General features: G+C 57.0%; 20 protein-coding genes. 8 read left to right on the top strand and 12 right to left on the bottom strand.

Annotated elements, in window-relative coordinates:
* The first annotated feature begins 60 nt into the window (after positions 1 to 60).
* From DS906_RS21895 to DS906_RS21880, 4 genes are all read left to right on the top strand, one after another.
* Positions 61 to 540: an SRPBCC family protein gene (locus DS906_RS21895; protein WP_113792183.1), complete on the top strand. Its 480-nt coding sequence runs from the start codon at positions 61 to 63 to the stop codon at positions 538 to 540.
* 80 nt (positions 541 to 620) lie between these two features.
* Positions 621 to 2807: an excinuclease ABC subunit UvrB gene (gene uvrB / locus DS906_RS21890; RefSeq protein ID WP_113792148.1), complete on the top strand. Its 2187-nt coding sequence runs from the start codon at positions 621 to 623 to the stop codon at positions 2805 to 2807.
* Positions 2808 to 2899: 92 nt separating this feature from the next.
* Positions 2900 to 3559, top strand: a complete 660-nt coding sequence (locus DS906_RS21885) for a hypothetical protein (protein WP_113792147.1) — start codon at positions 2900 to 2902, stop codon at positions 3557 to 3559.
* 118 nt (positions 3560 to 3677) lie between these two features.
* Complete coding sequence (locus DS906_RS21880; RefSeq protein ID WP_113792146.1) at positions 3678 to 4385, top strand: ORF6N domain-containing protein; 708 nt, start codon at positions 3678 to 3680, stop codon at positions 4383 to 4385.
* Here DS906_RS21880 and DS906_RS21875 read toward each other — a convergent pair.
* The 3 genes from DS906_RS21875 to DS906_RS21865 form a co-directional block, all read right to left on the bottom strand.
* Positions 4382 to 4735 carry an MmcQ/YjbR family DNA-binding protein gene (locus DS906_RS21875; protein ID WP_113792145.1) on the bottom strand — a complete coding sequence of 118 codons (354 nt, stop codon included), beginning with the start codon at positions 4733 to 4735 and terminating at the stop codon, positions 4382 to 4384. The genes DS906_RS21880 and DS906_RS21875 overlap by 4 nt on opposite strands.
* A 50-nt stretch (positions 4736 to 4785) precedes the next feature.
* Positions 4786 to 5076: an antibiotic biosynthesis monooxygenase gene (locus DS906_RS21870; RefSeq protein ID WP_113792144.1), complete on the bottom strand. Its 291-nt coding sequence runs from the start codon at positions 5074 to 5076 to the stop codon at positions 4786 to 4788.
* Between the two features lie 97 nt (positions 5077 to 5173).
* Positions 5174 to 5605 (bottom strand): excalibur calcium-binding domain-containing protein, encoded by a 432-nt coding sequence (locus DS906_RS21865; RefSeq protein WP_113792143.1) that lies wholly within the window; start codon positions 5603 to 5605, stop codon positions 5174 to 5176.
* 113 nt (positions 5606 to 5718) lie between these two features.
* Here DS906_RS21865 and DS906_RS21860 point away from each other — a divergent pair, with 113 nt between their 5' ends.
* On the top strand, positions 5719 to 6222 hold the full coding sequence (locus DS906_RS21860) for a HugZ family protein (protein WP_113792142.1): 504 nt from the start codon (positions 5719 to 5721) through the stop codon (positions 6220 to 6222).
* Here the strand turns inward: DS906_RS21860 and DS906_RS21855 are convergent.
* Positions 6207 to 6614, bottom strand: coding sequence for a universal stress protein (locus tag DS906_RS21855; RefSeq protein ID WP_108860159.1), 408 nt, complete (start codon positions 6612 to 6614; stop codon positions 6207 to 6209). The genes DS906_RS21860 and DS906_RS21855 overlap by 16 nt on opposite strands.
* Positions 6615 to 6679: 65 nt before the next feature.
* Positions 6680 to 7006, bottom strand: a complete 327-nt coding sequence (locus tag DS906_RS21850) for an antibiotic biosynthesis monooxygenase (RefSeq protein ID WP_058273448.1) — start codon at positions 7004 to 7006, stop codon at positions 6680 to 6682.
* 122 nt (positions 7007 to 7128) lie between these two features.
* Between DS906_RS21850 and DS906_RS21845 the strand changes: the two genes are divergently transcribed.
* Positions 7129 to 7812, top strand: coding sequence for a hypothetical protein (locus tag DS906_RS21845; RefSeq protein WP_233494881.1), 684 nt, complete (start codon positions 7129 to 7131; stop codon positions 7810 to 7812).
* Between the two features lie 21 nt (positions 7813 to 7833).
* On the opposite strand, the gene DS906_RS21840 is transcribed toward DS906_RS21845, so the two are convergent.
* The 5 genes from DS906_RS21840 to phhA all read right to left on the bottom strand — a co-directional run bounded on the left by DS906_RS21840 (position 7834) and on the right by phhA (position 13565).
* Positions 7834 to 10122 carry a glycosyl hydrolase family 28-related protein gene (locus DS906_RS21840; protein ID WP_113792141.1) on the bottom strand — a complete coding sequence of 763 codons (2289 nt, stop codon included), beginning with the start codon at positions 10120 to 10122 and terminating at the stop codon, positions 7834 to 7836.
* A 135-nt stretch (positions 10123 to 10257) separates the two neighbouring features.
* Positions 10258 to 10659: a DUF4864 domain-containing protein gene (locus DS906_RS21835; protein ID WP_113792140.1), complete on the bottom strand. Its 402-nt coding sequence runs from the start codon at positions 10657 to 10659 to the stop codon at positions 10258 to 10260.
* A 48-nt stretch (positions 10660 to 10707) separates the two neighbouring features.
* On the bottom strand, positions 10708 to 12282 hold the full coding sequence (locus tag DS906_RS21830; RefSeq protein ID WP_113792181.1) for a lysine--tRNA ligase: 1575 nt from the start codon (positions 12280 to 12282) through the stop codon (positions 10708 to 10710).
* Positions 12283 to 12403: 121 nt separating this feature from the next.
* On the bottom strand, positions 12404 to 12730 hold the full coding sequence (locus tag DS906_RS21825; RefSeq protein ID WP_233494880.1) for a 4a-hydroxytetrahydrobiopterin dehydratase: 327 nt from the start codon (positions 12728 to 12730) through the stop codon (positions 12404 to 12406).
* A gap of 34 nt (positions 12731 to 12764) precedes the next feature.
* Positions 12765 to 13565, bottom strand: a complete 801-nt coding sequence (phhA, locus tag DS906_RS21820; protein WP_113792138.1) for a phenylalanine 4-monooxygenase — start codon at positions 13563 to 13565, stop codon at positions 12765 to 12767.
* A gap of 109 nt (positions 13566 to 13674) precedes the next feature.
* On the opposite strand from phhA, the gene DS906_RS21815 reads away from it, so the two are divergent.
* Positions 13675 to 14142, top strand: coding sequence for an Lrp/AsnC family transcriptional regulator (locus DS906_RS21815; RefSeq protein WP_113792137.1), 468 nt, complete (start codon positions 13675 to 13677; stop codon positions 14140 to 14142).
* A gap of 81 nt (positions 14143 to 14223) precedes the next feature.
* Positions 14224 to 14646: a tellurite resistance TerB family protein gene (locus DS906_RS21810; RefSeq protein WP_058273455.1), complete on the top strand. Its 423-nt coding sequence runs from the start codon at positions 14224 to 14226 to the stop codon at positions 14644 to 14646.
* 2 nt (positions 14647 to 14648) lie between these two features.
* Here DS906_RS21810 and dacB read toward each other — a convergent pair whose 3' ends face one another.
* The gene (dacB, locus tag DS906_RS21805) at positions 14649 to 16127 is read right to left on the bottom strand and encodes a D-alanyl-D-alanine carboxypeptidase/D-alanyl-D-alanine-endopeptidase (RefSeq protein WP_113792136.1); all 1479 of its coding nucleotides are present in this window, start codon (positions 16125 to 16127) and stop codon (positions 14649 to 14651) included.
* Between the two features lie 65 nt (positions 16128 to 16192).
* Positions 16193 to 16813, bottom strand: coding sequence for a nicotinate-nucleotide adenylyltransferase (locus tag DS906_RS21800; protein ID WP_113792135.1), 621 nt, complete (start codon positions 16811 to 16813; stop codon positions 16193 to 16195).
* Positions 16814 to 16816: the final 3 nt, after the last annotated feature.

The raw sequence follows: 16816 nt of genomic DNA, 5'->3' as shown, positions 1-16816 counted from the left end.
GTCAGAAACTGTCATCAGGGCCTTTTATAAATCGTGCAACGCCATCAAGAGGACACCAACATGATCCACCATAGAAAAAGCCTGGAAATCGACGCGCGGCCCGAATCCCTTTGGGCCATTCTAAGCCGTTTCATGCATATCGACGAATTCGCACCACAAGTCGCCTCGGTGGATGCGCTGACGACTGGGCCAGACGGCGTCGGGTCGAAACGGCGTTGCCACTTTGAAAACGGCAACTCGCTGGTCGAGGAAGTGACCGATTGGCAAGTCAACAAAGGCTATCGCGTACGCTTGTCCGAGATGCCGGCGATGCCTTTGACCCAAGCACATGCGGCCATCACCATCGAACCCCTCGCGAATGGCCATTCGCGGGTCGTCTGGAGCATGGGTTACCAGATGAAATATGGCCCGCTGAGCTGGCTGATGGGTCAAACGCTGATGAAGGCGATGATGGGCCGGGTTCTGGAGAGCAATCTGAAAGCGCTGGCCGACAAGGTGCAATCGGTTCAAATCCCCGATGCACAGTATGCCTATTACTGAAACTGAGTTTCTGAACCGGATCAGGCCTTGCAGTTGGACAAAATAAGAACAAATGTAAGGGCCTGACCCGGAGCCTGCCAATGCCCTATGCCCATTCCGACAAGACACAGCTGACCGCTGATGACGTTCGCGCGCGCCTGAAACTCGAAGGCGGCAAGCAGTTCGTCATGCATACCGAGTTCGCGCCTGCCGGTGATCAGCCAACTGCGATCAAGGAACTGACCAACGGTATCTTTGACGGCGAAAGAGAACAGGTTCTGCTGGGCGCGACGGGAACCGGCAAGACGTTCACTATGGCCAAAGTGATCGAAGAAACCCAGCGCCCTGCGATCATCCTTGCGCCCAACAAGACACTGGCGGCCCAGCTTTACGGGGAATTCAAAGGGTTCTTCCCCGAAAACTCGGTCGAATACTTCGTCTCCTACTACGACTATTACCAGCCAGAGGCCTATGTCGCGCGGTCGGACACCTATATCGAGAAAGAATCCCAGATCAACGAACAGATCGACCGGATGCGCCACTCGGCCACGCGGTCGTTGTTGGAACGCGATGATGTGATCATTGTCGCGTCGGTCTCGTGTATCTACGGTATTGGCTCGGTCGAAACTTACGGCGCGATGACGCAGGACCTGAAAGTCGGCAACGAATACGACCAACGGCAGGTGATGGCCGATCTGGTGGCCCAGCAATACCGCCGCAACGATCAGGCATTTCAGCGCGGCTCGTTCCGTGTGCGCGGCGATTCACTGGAAATCTGGCCCGCACACCTTGAGGATCGCGCCTGGAAGTTCTCGTTCTTCGGCGAGGAGCTGGAACAGATCACCGAATTCGACCCGCTGACCGGCGAGCGCGCAGCGACCATGGAGCAGGTGCGGGTCTACGCGAACTCGCACTACGTGACGCCGAAACCAACGATGCAGCAGGCGGTTATCGGCATCAAAAAGGAGTTGCGGATGCGCCTCGACCAACTGGTTGGCGAGGGCAAGCTGCTAGAGGCGCAACGACTGGAACAGCGCTGCAACTTCGATCTGGAAATGCTCGAAGCCACGGGCGTCTGCAACGGGATCGAAAACTATTCGCGCTATCTAACGGGACGCGCGCCGGGCGAACCGCCCCCCACCCTGTTCGAGTTTATCCCCGATAACGCCATTGTCTTCGCCGATGAATCCCACGTTAGCGTGCCGCAGATCGGCGGCATGTACCGGGGCGACTATCGACGCAAATTTACGCTGGCCGAACACGGGTTCCGCCTGCCGTCCTGCATGGACAACCGCCCCCTCAAGTTTGAGGAGTGGGACGCCATGCGCCCGCAATCCGTCTTCGTCTCGGCCACCCCGGCGAAATGGGAGATCGAACAGACCGGCGGTGTCTTTACCGAACAGGTGATCCGCCCCACCGGGCTCTTGGATCCAGAGGTTGAAATCCGCCCTGTCGGCATGCAGGTCGACGACCTGCTGGACGAGGTGCGCAAGGTCGCCGCCGATGGCTATCGCACGCTGGTCACAACGTTGACCAAACGCATGGCCGAGGACCTGACCGAATATATGCACGAACAGGGCATCAGAGTCCGCTACATGCACTCGGATATCGACACGCTGGAACGCATCGAAATCCTGCGCGACCTGCGGTTGGGCGCGTTCGACGTGCTGATCGGCATCAACCTGCTGCGCGAAGGGCTCGACATCCCCGAATGCGGGCTGGTCGCCATTCTGGACGCCGATAAGGAGGGCTTCCTGCGGTCCGAGACCTCATTGGTTCAGACCATCGGCCGCGCCGCGCGGAACGCCGACGGGCGGGTGATCATGTATGCCGACAAGATCACCGGATCCATGGAGCGCGCACTGGATGAAACCAACCGCCGCCGCGCCAAACAGATCGCCTATAACGAGGAACACGGCATCACCCCTGCGACCGTGCAAAAGAATGTCGAGGATGTTCTGGCTGGTCTTTATAAGGGCGATGTAGATATGAACCGCGTCACCGCCACCATCGACAAACCGATGCACGGCGCCAATCTCGAGGCCCATCTGGACGGGCTGCGCGACAAGATGCGCAAAGCCGCCGAGAACCTGGAATTCGAAGAGGCCGCGAATGTTCGGGATGAGATCAAACGTCTGGAAGCGGTCGATCTGGCCATCGCCGACGACCCCATGGCGCGCCAATGGGCGGTCGAGAAAGCCTCAGAAGATGCCGTGAAATCTCGTGGTCGGTCAACGGCTGGAAGGCCGGGCCAGCGGGGTGGGAATGTTAAGAGACGGAAGCGGTGAGCACTGTGTTAACTGAGGGACTTGGAAGTTTCTCGAGTATTGGGAATTGGCCTTTTAAGGACTTCTGAAAAAGATATTGATTTATTGGTACTATGATTGGTTTTCTCCTTCTTTCTCTTGTTGTCGGCGTATCAACACTTTGGGTATGGGTTAGTATTTTGACTGGGATGCGAAAGCCGACAGTCACTCGATCGATCTTTGTTCTTTTGTCCGTGTTTTCAGCCACTGCAGTTCTGTTCTTTGGTGACGGAGCCGGAGAACCATTTCTTTATTTCCTGACGCTGCTTGTTTGGCCATTTGTTTGGTACTTAGCCTTCCCGACCCTCTTCGAAGCCCAGCTTTTCATTTATTTATTCGGTGCTGCAACAATCATGGCGGGAACGCTGGCTATAGCGTTTATGAGTAGAGGAGTTAGCCGGGTATTGGCCTTAGTTGCAGGTGCTGTTTTGGCCGCTTTGGTCCCCGCAATAATTGAGAATGCAATTGTAGCAGCCCAGATGACATCAAAAGCGGAGGATGCAGGATTGCTTATAGTAGAGCAGTCTTCGTTCTTCAGATCTGCCGGGGAAGGTTTGTCATTTAACAGAAACGCTCACGGTTTTGCTTGCGATGACGACAACTGGCCCAGTTTGTGGAGTTACAGGCAACGAGATTGGATTCCTTTGCCACGTGACACGCACTTCCTGGGTGATAACCCAGATCACAAAAAAAGCTATTGCTTGAACAGGAGACAATTTCTGGCAACGCGATGACGGGTGCGATCACCAACTCTGCTGCTGTGGCAAGCCCGCTCCCCCAAACTTCAAACTTGCAGCCCAGCGCTCTCTCCTCCACGTTTGAAATCACAAATTGTGATTCCAAACGGCTGCTATGACAAACTCCAACACCCTACCCAGCACGCATGAGGTCCAAAGCGCCATTCACCGGGTGCGCGGCACCCGCGTGGTGCTGGCCGAGGATCTGGCGCAGTTCTACGGAAAATCCGTCAGCGCCTTCAATCAGGCCGTGTCGCGCAACAAGGACCTGTTCGAGGGTTACCGCTTTCAGCTGACCGATGCCGAGGTCGCCAATTTGCAATCACAGAATGTGATCTCAAAACCCAAAGGCCGCGGCGGGCGGCGGGTCAATCCGTGGGTCTATACGGATTACGGCGTGGCCATCGCCTCGGCCCTGTTCAAGGACCCGCGCGCCATCAAGATCACGCGAATGATCACCGAGGCCTTTGTAGACGGCGCAAATGCGCTGGCCGAGACCCCGCGCAGCGTACCAGAAATCCTACCGCCCGAGAGCGCCCCTGCCCCGCTGCTGCCCAATGGCGATCAACTGCGTGATCTGGCCGAAAACATCCTCGATTCCGGGCAGCAGAGCCTTGTCGACTATATCGCCAACCCCACTACCAAGCGGCAACAGGCGGTGGCGATGATCATGAAAACTCTAGCTGAGACCGCGGGCGAAGAGGTGCGCACCCAGCAGGAACGCCTGCGCCTGCGCATTGCCGAGCGTCTGGCTACCGGTGACTACACGGATGACGGCGACCGAAAACAACTGCTGGAATTGCTGCAGGCGATGAAGGGCTAAACACTCAATTCCGCCCGCAATTTCTTGGTCAGCTTGGCCACGACCAACTCGTAGGACGTCACGATATGCTCGCGCAGCGACGCATCGCTCATCCCGCGTTGGTCATAGACCTGCAGCCATTTCATGCCCCGTGACGCCAGATAAGGCGCTGGGCGGATGCCAGGTTCGCTGCCCAGCACCTCAAAAGCCAGATCGGTCGCTTTGAAAGTGAAAGCATCCTTGCCGTCGTTCCAGCCACAGAGCGCAAACACCTTGCCGCCCACTTTCCACACATCCGCATTGCCCCATTGTACCACATGGCTGGTGGCTTTGAGGTTGGCACAAAAGTCGTTGAATTCATCGCGGGTCATCAGCCCAATTTTGGCGATTGGGTGTGGTTTGGCAAGCGCTGGGCGAGGTTTTATCCCTTGTCCCAGTGGACCACGACGTCATACCCTGCAGGCGATGGCGGACCTTCGAGAAACTCGGCAAAATGTCCCCAAAGCTTGGCCACTTTGGACGCGTTCGCGTTTGATGTTTCCTCGCTTTGGACAACTGCGACGACAAATCCGGTGCCGTCTTCATTCATGACATTGGTAAAGCTGTGCATGCCTTCCATGCCCATAATCTGGTCTTTCAATTCTTTCATTTTGGCCTCGGCAGCATCCCGCATGCCTGGCTTCATTTTAAACTGCGTAATACGTGCAAACATGACTTTTCTCCCTTTCAGGGCGAAATCCCCCACTGACGGCCGAAGCGGCGCGTCACGTGCACTATAGCATAGATTTGAATGTTTCGGGTCGAGGTGATCAGGGCCGGACGAACTTGGCCGAACCCACCTGCCGTTGAGGCGCCGTCGCAGCCGGTTGAGGATTCGCAGCCGTTTGGGGGGGTGCAAACTGAGGAGCTGTCGCCCCGCAGGCAACACCATCTCCATCCGTATCGTTGCGCGCGTGGTATCCCGGCTCACCGTCCCAGTACGGCCCTGGCACCAAGGCTTCGGCGGCCTGGCAGCCAGCCAAGGCCACCAGATGCAAAAGGGCATCGGGACCTTCGAATTCCGATGTCCGCAAAAAGACACCTACCGCGATCGCAGCGGTGGTGGCGGGCAACATGAGGATCATGAGAATGATACGAAAAGGCGACAGCGCCCGTCTGCGCAGCGCATCCGCACGCCGATGCCGCGCTGCGGCTCTTTGGTTTTTCCTATTCGAGCCCTGCTCGGAATCATTGAGAACCATACCCGACACCTAAACCGGCTTTGCGGCAAAATCGAGACCTGTACGACCCCTCGCGCACTGGTCGCAATGCGGATAATGTTGCACCCGAATGAACCCCCAAGGCTAAGGCACCAATGACCAACACCGATCCGTATCGTCCAGTTGATGACACAGCCTGCCAAATGGCCCGCAATCTGATTGAAAACGCGACGTTCGGCGCGCTGGCCGTGTTGCACGCCGATACGACGTTACCTTCTGTGTCGCGCGTGGCCCTTGCAACGGATGGTCAGGGGCATCCTGTCACGTTGATCTCAACCCTGGCCGACCACACCCGGGCATTGACCGCCAATCCGGCCTGTGCCCTGTTGATTGGCGAACCCGGTGATACAGGCGATCCGTTGACGCACCCAAGGTTGACGCTGCATGCCATCGCGCAGTTCGTCGCCAGAGGGACAGAGAAACACGCCGCGCTGCGAACTCGGTATCTGAGCCTGAGGCCCAAGGCCAAGCTCTATGCCGACTTCACCGATTTCGGGTTTGTCACGTTCACCATTTCCGATGCGATTTTGAACGGCGGCTTTGGCAAGGCATGGCGCCTTGCCCCAACCGATATCTGGCCCGATCAGCGCACCACATGAACGGCGCAGGCCGCATGGCGCACTACATGGTTGGTCGTTGAGCCCAGCAACAAATCCTGCATCCCCGGGCGGTGAGACGCCATGATGATCAGGTCAGGCTTATGTTCGACTGCCCAGTCAAGAATTGTCCGGCCCGAATGACCCTCGACCAGAACACCTTTGGCGTTGGGCAGTTTTTCCGCAAGCGCGTCCAGTTCCATCTGCAGCGCCTTGCGAGCTTCGGCCAGATACTCGGGCGGCATGTAGGAAATGGCGTAGCTCGGAATATGCTCGACCACGTGCAGCAACGTGACCTGTGCATCCGATGTCGCCAGTATTTCGGCCAGCTTCAACGGCCCCGAGATATCCCTTTCGGCATCAAAAGAAATGGGGACAAGAATATTGTGATACATGACGCGCACCTCCGTTTTCACGCCTGAATCCTGCACCATCACAGGCAGTAAGGCATTGATTCAGATCAGGCTCCACCAAAGGTCCCGGCCACCTCATACATCACGGGCTCAAAACTTTTGCACAGCTCGTTAATCTGCCGATTGCGGTTTCGCATTTCCGTGGTGCGCAGCATGGCCAGAAAATCCTCGCGGCGTTCCCATTGCGAATAGTTGGCGATCCGGGTCTGCGCGTCATTCACGTGCAGTCCCGCGGCCACAAATCCGGGCTGTTTCGAGATGAATTCCGCATAAGCATCCGTCAGAGCTTCCAGCAGGTCCTGGCAGGTGCCGGGCGTCATTTCAAAGGTCGTGATAACTGTCTGGACGCTGGTGTCTTTGGCAATCTTCGGCATCTGGATTCTCCTCTATCTGTTTCAAACCTAACATAGGTTTTGAAAAGATCTTGTGTTTCCTTTGCCATTCAGCGGCATCAAGTTCCTGTAGATTTGAGCCAAATCCTAACGATCCGTTAACCATGCTGACAGATGCTGCGCGCATGCGCCGGGTTTCGATCATTCTGATTTTGCTGTTGGCAGCCTCGCCAGCCTGGTCTGGTGCTTGGTTGCGGGACAAAGGCGCAGCTTTTGTATCGACTGCCGTTACGGCGTTTAAGGAACCGGATTACGGATACGACTACAAAGGGTCATTTTATGCCGAGTACGGGATGCGAGAGAAGCTAACCCTTGGCCTGGACGTTGAAGAGCACCGCGACATTTATGGGCATGCTCTGGTGTTTGCCCGCTTGCCTGTCGCCGAATTCGAACAGGCAGGGCGCTTTGCTGCCGAGATTGCAATCGGTGCCCATCATCGCCAGATGCGAGCCTGGGCCTTGTACAAAGCCACGCTCTCATACGGCAAAGGGTTTCAAACCGGCTGGGGCAATGGCTGGATCGCCGTTGACGCTGCGCTGGAATTTCGAACGCATGATGCGATATATCGAAAGTTGGACCTTACTGCAGGCCTGTCATCCCCGCGCCTTATGAACCCCCTGCTGCAGATCGAAACCGCGTATCAAAGCGACCACCCCCTGCACTGGAGGATAAGGCCCTCGATCATGATCCGCACCAAGGACAGCCCCACCACATGGGTTCTGGGCTTGGAGCGCAATGATGCCCGCAAAAATACGGGCATCAGGCTGGCAATCTGGAATACGTTCTAGAACGCCTGTGGCGCGCGCCGCTTAGTATTCCATACGCATGATGGCCGACACCGATCCACTGACGGGCAAAGGCCAGCGCAATTGGATAGTGTCCTGATTTGCGCCCTGCTCCAGCTCGACATAGGGCGTGGCATGAACGATCTGCCCGCCCGCATTTCTGAGCGGCCCCAACACCGTAACCGCATCGCACCCGCGTGCCTTACCGCCAAAGGGCAACCGGCTGTCAGAAGGAATGGTCCAAACCGAGGATGCCGATTGTTGCGAGCGTCGGATCCGCAACGGGTTTTCCACCTTTGCGTTTATTCCGTTGAACGTGTTGTCTTCGAAAATAACGTTCAGATGCGCGGAATGGTTCAGATCGGCAAAGCTGGTATCGACGCGGTCGGCTCGTTCGATGCGACCGCTACTTGAACGGAACTTGTTCCCGGTCACGACCACTCCGTTCAGATAGTGCCCAGCCCCATGAGGGCGAATGACGATCTGACTGAACCACGGCGCGACTTCGCTGGCATAAAAGATGTTGTCCGAAATGGTCATCGAACTGAAGGAATACCCGCTTGTGTAGACTGGGTTTGCATCCCTCTCATTGGTCCATTCAACAAAGCAGTTGTCGACATAATTCTCGGAAATGGTCGAGCTGTTATAGGTCCCGGTCATGATCAACCCGGCACTGCGGATACCTTGCGGAATGCTGTCACCCTGGAAAAAGTGGTTGCCTAAGATCAGGTTGTTGGATCCGGCCAGCACAGCAAAATGCAGGAACCGCACGGCGCGATTGTGCCGTAGCTTGATATCGTTTGCGTTGGCATTCAACGCGATGGATTTGCGGTCGGACACGTTGAAGGATTCTTCGGTCGACAGGAACTGGCAATTGTCGATCAGCATCCCCTGACATCCGGTCCCGTGCGAGGTGATGCCGCGATCTTTGGGCCGGCTGATAAAGCAATTCGTCACCGCAAAAGTACTGCCGGACGGCGCAAGCCGGATCGCACTGCTGCGACCGTTGCACTGAAATTCGATCTCTTCCATGCCAAATTTGCGCAACGTACTGAAACCGCTGAAATCCAACAGGTATTTGAACGACTGGAACGTGAAGTTTTGCGTCCCCGCCGCATCAAAGAGCGGGTCATTCAGCCTGATCTCTCCGGCGCCGACATCCTTGGAGCGCACATAGATTTCACGCCCAACACCATTGCCCTGCACCAGCGCGCCAACCGGAATGTTGGCGATGTTCTCCACATTGGTCAGCTTGGTCGAATCCGCCGGGTTGTAGGTTGCGACCGAGGTGAAGGTCTCGGTATCCCAGGCCGCGCTGCTTTTGACATCGAACTGCCCGTTGCGAATGACGCGCCGAGTGGAAAACCCGCCCCGCCGGTTCGGAACGGCAGCGGCCATGTCAATTGGCGCTGTGACCGAGATTTTGCGCCCGCCCATGTCGAGTGATTCATGATCCGAATTGTTCAACAGCGCCTGGAACGCTTTTTTGAACGCGAGTTCTTCGTCCCCAAATGCCGCAATATATGCCGGAAGGTCGAAATTCTTGGTCAGCAACAGCATCTTGTCGTCGGGCATGGTGATGGTGCCTTCAAAATCCATCTCGGACGACATCGACGTGTTCTGCGTCAGCAAATAGGTGCCTTTCGGGACATAAATCCGGCGACCGCCAGCTGCCTGATCCGCTGCTTCGAACGCTACGGAATCGTCGACGACGCCATCGCCGATTGCTCCATAGTCTCGCACGTCGACAGTGCTGATCATTTCGCGCAGGAAGATGCTGGTGACATCGGAGATCTCGATATCATCGACCCGAACGAGCGACCCATTGGCACCGTCGATGTTCAGACCGAAATGCCCATAAAGCGCTGCAACGCCCCAGGGCATGTCGACGCCCGAGCGTTGACCATTGCCAACGATGGCTGTGATTTCATGTACGGTGCCATAGCCCGAAAGCTGCGTGACCGGTCCCTGATCGACAACTCCAACCACTTGCTGGTCGCCGGCCCCGCCAGCCCAGGCCGCAATGCGAACCTGGGGCAAGGGACCACTGATGGCTTTGACGCGCGCCTTGATCTGCAAATAGCACCCCGGGATCAGGGGCGTCTGCCCCATATAGCGCAGCTGTTGGGTTGCCTGCACCTTCAGGATTTCAAGGCTACCGCCGAAATCAGGATCCGCCGGAACGAATGCCCCGTTCGGTGCCCCGTTATAGGTTGGCGAACCTGATGTCCCGTCGCCTCTGGACCAGACGCTCAGACCATTCGCAAAAGCAGGTGGCATGAAGACGATCCCGTCGGTGATTGCCTTGTTCATAGAAATCCCTTTCCCAATCGCGCGCAGCAGGTCACCACGCGCACAAACCTAGTGTCCGGGGCTGCCCGAACGCAAAAGCCTGAGTACCGAATAGGGATTAACCGCCGCTCATATCACCGTGACGGTGGTGTTGCATCATGCAGCCGGATCTGAATTTCCCAAAAGCTGCACGCCATTGATCTTCCAGCCGTTTTCTTGCTGGACCATCTGATAGTCCAGAACGTGCACTTGCCCGTTGCTATCCGTGATCATGACCTTCTGCCACAATGCACCAGCAACCTCTCGCAGTTCCAGAAAGCGAACATCAGCAGGTCTCCAGACCATCGGATAGCCATTACGAACCATCGCTCCGAAATTCTCGGGCGTTCCGAAAAAGCTCTGGATGTTGGGGCTTGCAAAGGTATAGGCAGTGGCAAAATCATCTGCCTTAAACGCCTGTATCTGCGCCGTAATATTTGCCTCGATCTCGGCACTTTGGGCGAACGCGCCCGTGGCCAGTCCGGCACTGAGTGATATAGCAAGTAGTAAACGACGCATGGGGCCACCTCCTGTTGAAAGAGTAGCCCCACGCGGTTTCAGGTCAAATCAGACCAGCTCTCCGGCCAAGGCCTTGTCGATCAGTGCGATGGTTTCGGGAACGCCATAAAGGGCGATGAAACCACCAAAGCGCGGGCCTTGCGAGGCACCAAGCAGCACCTCATAAAGCGCAGTGAACCAGCCGCGCATCGGGTCGAACCGTTCGCGTCCGATGGAATAGACTACCGACTGCAGCGCCTCGTCCTCAATCGGGCCATCATAAGCCTCAAGCGCGGCCTTCAGCGCTTCCAGCGCTTCGCGTTCCTGATCGGTCGGTGCGCGGTGCTGGCGGGTAGGTTTGACGAAATCGTTGAAATAACGCACGGCAAAGCCAGCAGCCTGATCCAAGTCAGGATGGGTGTCGGGCGTGGCCTCGGGCGCATAGCGACGGATAAAGCCCCACAGCGCCTCTTTGTCCTCGGCCCCGGACACAGATGCCAGGTTCAGCAGCATCGCGAATGGCACGATCAAGGTGGATTCCGGAACGTTCCCACCATGAATGTGCCAAACGGGATTGTTCAGCTGCGCCTTCAGATCCTGCCCCGGATACGCCCGCAATTGCTGATGATACTCGTCATAGGCTTTCGGGATCACATCGAAATGCATCCGCTTGGCCGTCTTGGGCTTTTGATACATGAAGTACGTCAGGCTTTCGGTCGGCGCATAGGTCAGCCATTCGTCGATCGACACGCCATTGCCCGAAGATTTGGAAATCTTCTGACCGTTTTCGTCCAGGAACAGTTCATACGAGAAATGCTCGGGCGCGCGGCCACCCAGCGCACGACAGATCGCGTCATAGATCTTTTCGTTGGTGGCGTGTTCCTTCCCGTACATCTCGAAATCAACGCCCAGAGCAGCCCAACGCGCCCCAAAATCCGGCTTCCACTGCAGCTTGACGTTGCCGCCGGTGACGGGAACAGTCCATTCCTTGCCGGTCTCATCGTCAAAGGTCACGGTGTAGGTCTCAGCACAGACCTTTTTCATCGGCACATACATGACCCGCCCGCTTTCGGGGTGCAGCGGCAGGAAGATCGAATAGGTCTGCTGTCGCTCTTCGCGCAAGCTTTTGAGCATGATCGCCATGATCTCGTCATAACGCTCAACCGCGCGTTTCAGGATCTCGTCAAACTGTCCGGATTCGTAGAAATGCTTGGCCGAATAGAACTCGTATTCGAACCCAAACGTGTCCAGAAATCGGCGCAGCATCGCATTGTTGTGCTCGCCAAAGCTGTCATGCGTGCCAAACGGATCAGGTACCGAAGTCAGCGGGCGTTGCAAATGCTGTTCCAGAACCTCGGGATTCGGCACATTGCTGGGCACCTTGCGCAGGCCGTCCAGATCGTCCGAGAAACAGATCAGCTTGGTCGGGATATCCGACAGCGCCTCAAACGCGCGCTTGACCATCGTGGTTCGCGCCACTTCGCCAAACGTGCCGATATGGGGCAGACCTGAGGGACCATAGCCCGTTTCAAACAGCACGTATCCCTTTTCCGGAGCCCCTTTCTGATAGCGTTTGAGCAACCGGCGCGCCTCTTCAAAAGGCCAGGCCTTGGACGACATCGCGGTTTCACGCAGTTCAGACATCAGATTTGCTCCATCGGGAAAAACAGTGCCGGTCGCCCCATGCAACCGACCGACCCCTCCTATTGTGCCGGTGCAGCATGAGTCAATAAAGCGCGCTGTTTTTCCTGATGGATTGGCCGATTTAAGCGGTCAACTGATCCAGTTTGGCAGCCCAGATAAAGTCGTTCTCACTCAGGCCACCGATTTCATGGGTCGTCAGTTTGACATCCACATATCCCCACCCGAAACAAACATCCGGGTGGTGTCCCTGCTGATCGGCCAACCATGCGCAGAGATTTGCTAGATAGGTTGCCTTGGCAAAGCCCTTGAACTTGAAATGCCGGCTCAGCATCTTTGCATCTGCATCCAACTGCCAATCAGCATAAAGCTCGGCCATGTGGGTGTTGGCCTCTTCGCGTGTCAAAGCCGGGACGCCGCCGGAACAGGGCACACAAGTACGTTCCGACAAGCTGCAGGTTTCTCCTGTTAATGACATAATCAGTTCACTCCGCTGCGGTTGCTTTTTCCGGAAACTTGTTCGGCAGCAGTCCAAGGGATTGAGCCTCGCGCACGTCCTGCAACAGATCACGTTCGGCGGCTGCAAACAGCTCCTCAGGTGAGTTTAACACGAAATAGCCCATCTGGTGCATGTCGATCCGATAGGGGGTGCGCAGGATTGTTATAATGTCGAACGGGTCCCGATCGGGGATATCGCTCTCGACGGCATAGACAAGCTCGGTCGGCGAAGATGCGAGCCCTGAGCCCAGCGCCTTGATCTCACCATCCTGACGACGCAGACCAAATTCGATTGAGAACCAGTACAGTCGGATCAGCCAGGAGTAATCCTTGTCGCTGGCCTGTACCCCGGCCTTCCCAATGGCATGGCTGAAAGCCGCAAAGCGGGGATCGCTCAGCAAGGGCGTATGTCCGAATATCTCATGAAAGATGTCAGGCTCTTCGATATAGTCGAAATCTTCGCGTGAGCGGATAAAGGATGCGGCGGGAAAGACCCTGTCCGCCAGCATGCCGAAAAAGGTCTTGAACCCGATCAGCGCAGGCACCGGTTGGACCCGCCAGCCGGTCATGTCCAAAAGCCGCTCAGAGATATCGGCGCAGGACGGCACGGTGGTTTTTGGCAGGTCCAGCCGCTCCAGCCCATCCAGGTAGCCCCGCGCCATATAGCGCTGAACGTTTTCCTCTTGGGCCGCGTAGAGGTCGGCCCAAACAGCATCCTCTTCCGGCGTATACGCGATATGGCCGCGTGCATCGGCAACCTTTGCGGCGTATTTGGTCGACTTGGGCATCACTTTTCCTCCCTTATGAAAAGAATACGCCCTCTGATTGAAAAATTTGGTTTGGATTAACGGCGAAACTCCAGTAATTTGGCAAATACATATCATTGGGTCATGATTTATGAGACAAACGCTTCAATCCGCCGATATCGCCATATTGCAAGAGCTTCAGAAGGATGGCCGTCAATCCATGCAGGACCTTGCGGATCGCACGGGGTTATCCGCTTCTCAGTGCTGGCGGCGTGTGCGCGACCTTGAGGCCGCTGGTATCATTTCCGGCTATACTGCGCAGGTACGCGCCAAGTCTGTTGGGTTGAACGCCATAGCCTACGTTCACGTGGCTTTGCGCGAGCATCAGGAGGACAGCATCAACGCGTTCCTGCGCCTGATTGAAACCGAACCTCAGATCGTCGAGTGTGCCTCAATCACCGGGGATCACGATTTCATTCTGAAAGTCTATGCCAAGACGCCGGAAGAGCTTGAGCACTTCATTATGCAGCGGCTTTTGAAATCCGGGCTTGTGCGCGACACGCGCAGCAATTTTGTACTGCGACAAACCAAAACGCGCGGCCCTTTGCCCATTCTCTAGCTTCACCAAAGCGAAACCCGTTGAACCTGCCCGCTTGCCCACCTATCGTGCTGACGCAGAAAGCCTAATCAGGACGACACCATGACCGAACAAGTACCCCACCCAATGTCCCCTCAGGATTGCCTTGTAGCGATCATGGTTGCAATCTCTGCGTCTGACGAGACCATTCGCACCGCTGAGTTGGTCAAGATCGAAGGCGCGGTCAATATGCTGCCGGTTTTTGCCGAGTATGACATCGACCGAACCCGCCGCGTTTCGCAAACCGTGTTTGACCTGTTTGAACAAGAGGACGGGCTGGACGCCCTGTTTGGCCTGATCCGCGACAACCTGCCCGAACGGCTGAACGAAACCGCCTATGCACTGGCGTGTGATGTGGCCGCCGCCGACGGCTCTTTGGCGGAATCCGAGCTGCGCCTGCTCGAAGAAATTCGTTACGAGCTGAGCATTGATCGCCTGCATGCCGCCGCGATCGAACGCGGCGCGCGGGCACGTCACACCACCTGATCTTAGCTTCCGGCCATAGACCCCCAGCGCTCGATCAAAGCGCGTTGGAGTTTGCGCGAGCGATTGTTCCAGCTTCGCGCGCCTTGTGGTCGTTCGCGCTGCGCGCGCGGGATCGTGGCCCGGTGGTCGACGTCGGCGGTGAAAATGGCAAAGGCCAGTTCCGAGCCGCCCGGCGTAGTGATGAAGCCGCCAAGACCAGAAACAAAATTCAGCGTACCGGTCTTGGCATCGACCTTGATCGGGTGATCTTTGACAGGCCGCCCCTGACTGTCCGCAAGGGTGAATTTTTTCAGCAATGGTTTCAATGCGCCCGCTTGTTTCGCCGCGACCAGTGCTGTCACCAAAGCGCCCGGCGCCATTCGGGACGCATCGCTTAGACCCGAGTGATCCACCATCGCGATCCCCGTCACGCCAAATTTCTCGGTTGCCCAACGGTTCATCTCGGCCGCAGAATCCGCCAATGATTGTAGATTTGCACCGCGCGCTTGCGAGGCCGCCATACCAACCATCTCAGCCGTCAGGTTGGTCGAATACTTCAACATGCCGCGCAAGATACTGTCCAGCGGATCACTGTGATGCACCACAAGCCGGGTTCCATGCGGTGCTTCGCGCATGACCTGTACACGACCCAACTGGATACCATTCGCGCGCGCCAGCGTTCTGAACACATCCCCCGCATAAAGCGCAGGCTTACGCACCGGCAACCACCGCGCCCCACCAGTACCAAGCGCCCCTTGCGCCACGGTCCAGCGGTCCTGCCGCGCGCTGGATTCATAGGTGTAGATAGGCGCTTTTCGTTTCTCAATCTGCATAGAGGCCACATCGACTGACGGTTTGTACCGCGCGCTGCGCGCATCCATGGACACGTCATAGCGGGTACCTTCACGTTTCCACTCAAAGTGCACCCGGTTGAAATTCAACGATATGCCGCTGATGGAAGGGCTATAGCCCAAATGATCCGGCTGCCCCGGATCGATGCTGAACACATAAGGCAGCGCCCCCTCGTATACTTTGAACGCACCCTGAACCTCGGAAATCCCAGCCTCACGCAAATTCGCCGCCATATTGGCCAACGCATCGGTGTCCAGCAGCGGGTCGCCACCTCCCACAAGGATCAGGTCACCTTTCAGGATACCATTTTCGATCGGTCCTTCCGCCATCAGGGCGGTCTCGAACCGGTAGTCGGATCCCAAGACATCCAACGCATAAAGAGCTGTCAGCGCCTTGGCCACGCTTGCCGGCGGTAGCCCCTGATCGCCGCTGAACTCTTCCAGCTGCGTGCCCGTTGTTGCATCCGCCACCGCGAACACCACCTCACCACGCAACCCGGCCGCTTGGACAAGCCGCTCGACCCCGGTCGGTACGTCGCCGCGCAATTGAGGGCGCAAGGAGACCAAAGGCGCATCGGCCAGCACAGCAGAGGGGATCAAAGCCGCCCCCAGCCCTGCTAAAAATCCACGTCGAGAAAATCGATCAGTCATAAGTCGAATAAAATCTCACAGATTAAATGCGCACAACCACAGATATGGATTATGCGCGCATGGGGCTATTCCGGCAACACCTCAGCGCCCCAACCGCCGCGCTCCCGGATTTGGCTGGAACTTACATCGACCATCGGTACGTTCACGAAACACCACGCGGGCGCATCGGCGCGGCCCAGCAGACGCCGCGCCTGCCCATCTATGCGGTACTTGGCATAAAGCCGCGCAGCAGGGGACATTCGCGCAGAAATCCGGTCGCCGGGGCGCGCAATCACACCGACAGGCACGCTGTCCATGATCAACCGCCAATCTTTCCACTTATGGAACTGCGCCAGATTATCCGCGCCCATGATCCAGACAAACCGCACTTTGGGGTAAAGACGCCGCAGTTCGGCCAACGTATCCGCCGTGGCCCGCGTTCCTGTCAGCGACTCGATATCCGTCACCTCGACCCCAGGGTGTTGCATCAGCCCGCGCGCCGCCGCCATTCGCTGCGCAAGCGGCGCAGGCCCCCGCGCCTTCAAGGGGTTGCCCGGAGACACCAGCCACCACACCCGATCCAGTCCAAACGCCTTCATCGCCTCAAGCGTGACATGCACATGCCCCTGGTGCGGCGGGTCAAACGACCCACCGAACAGCCCGATGACCTGCCCGGACCGCGCGTATGGAATACTAAAACGATCCATGCC

Source organism: Ruegeria sp. A3M17 (assembly GCF_003318255.1).
Taxonomy (GTDB): domain Bacteria; phylum Pseudomonadota; class Alphaproteobacteria; order Rhodobacterales; family Rhodobacteraceae; genus Ruegeria.
The sequence above is the reverse complement of the archived record's forward strand: the minus strand, read 5'-3'. Positions and strand labels throughout refer to the sequence as shown.

Excerpts from the sequence above, each read along its gene's own strand:
- DS906_RS21835 (WP_113792140.1), bottom strand. The coding sequence starts at position 10,659 with ATGCGTCGTTTACTACTTGCTATATCACTCAGTGCCGGACTGGCCACG.
- DS906_RS21875 (WP_113792145.1), bottom strand. The coding sequence starts at position 4,735 with ATGACCCGCGATGAATTCAACGACTTTTGTGCCAACCTCAAAGCCACC.
- DS906_RS21885 (WP_113792147.1), top strand. The coding sequence starts at position 2,900 with ATGATTGGTTTTCTCCTTCTTTCTCTTGTTGTCGGCGTATCAACACTT.
- DS906_RS21870 (WP_113792144.1), bottom strand. The coding sequence starts at position 5,076 with ATGTTTGCACGTATTACGCAGTTTAAAATGAAGCCAGGCATGCGGGAT.
- DS906_RS21865 (WP_113792143.1), bottom strand. The coding sequence starts at position 5,605 with ATGGTTCTCAATGATTCCGAGCAGGGCTCGAATAGGAAAAACCAAAGA.
- DS906_RS21800 (WP_113792135.1), bottom strand. The coding sequence starts at position 16,813 with ATGGATCGTTTTAGTATTCCATACGCGCGGTCCGGGCAGGTCATCGGG.
- DS906_RS21895 (WP_113792183.1), top strand. The coding sequence starts at position 61 with ATGATCCACCATAGAAAAAGCCTGGAAATCGACGCGCGGCCCGAATCC.
- DS906_RS21840 (WP_113792141.1), bottom strand. The coding sequence starts at position 10,122 with ATGAACAAGGCAATCACCGACGGGATCGTCTTCATGCCACCTGCTTTT.
- DS906_RS21855 (WP_108860159.1), bottom strand. The coding sequence starts at position 6,614 with ATGTATCACAATATTCTTGTCCCCATTTCTTTTGATGCCGAAAGGGAT.
- DS906_RS21880 (WP_113792146.1), top strand. The coding sequence starts at position 3,678 with ATGACAAACTCCAACACCCTACCCAGCACGCATGAGGTCCAAAGCGCC.
- DS906_RS21810 (WP_058273455.1), top strand. The coding sequence starts at position 14,224 with ATGACCGAACAAGTACCCCACCCAATGTCCCCTCAGGATTGCCTTGTA.
- DS906_RS21860 (WP_113792142.1), top strand. The coding sequence starts at position 5,719 with ATGACCAACACCGATCCGTATCGTCCAGTTGATGACACAGCCTGCCAA.
- DS906_RS21815 (WP_113792137.1), top strand. The coding sequence starts at position 13,675 with ATGAGACAAACGCTTCAATCCGCCGATATCGCCATATTGCAAGAGCTT.
- dacB (WP_113792136.1), bottom strand. The coding sequence starts at position 16,127 with ATGACTGATCGATTTTCTCGACGTGGATTTTTAGCAGGGCTGGGGGCG.
- uvrB (WP_113792148.1), top strand. The coding sequence starts at position 621 with ATGCCCTATGCCCATTCCGACAAGACACAGCTGACCGCTGATGACGTT.
- DS906_RS21830 (WP_113792181.1), bottom strand. The coding sequence starts at position 12,282 with ATGTCTGAACTGCGTGAAACCGCGATGTCGTCCAAGGCCTGGCCTTTT.
- DS906_RS21850 (WP_058273448.1), bottom strand. The coding sequence starts at position 7,006 with ATGCCGAAGATTGCCAAAGACACCAGCGTCCAGACAGTTATCACGACC.
- phhA (WP_113792138.1), bottom strand. The coding sequence starts at position 13,565 with ATGCCCAAGTCGACCAAATACGCCGCAAAGGTTGCCGATGCACGCGGC.
- DS906_RS21845 (WP_233494881.1), top strand. The coding sequence starts at position 7,129 with ATGCTGACAGATGCTGCGCGCATGCGCCGGGTTTCGATCATTCTGATT.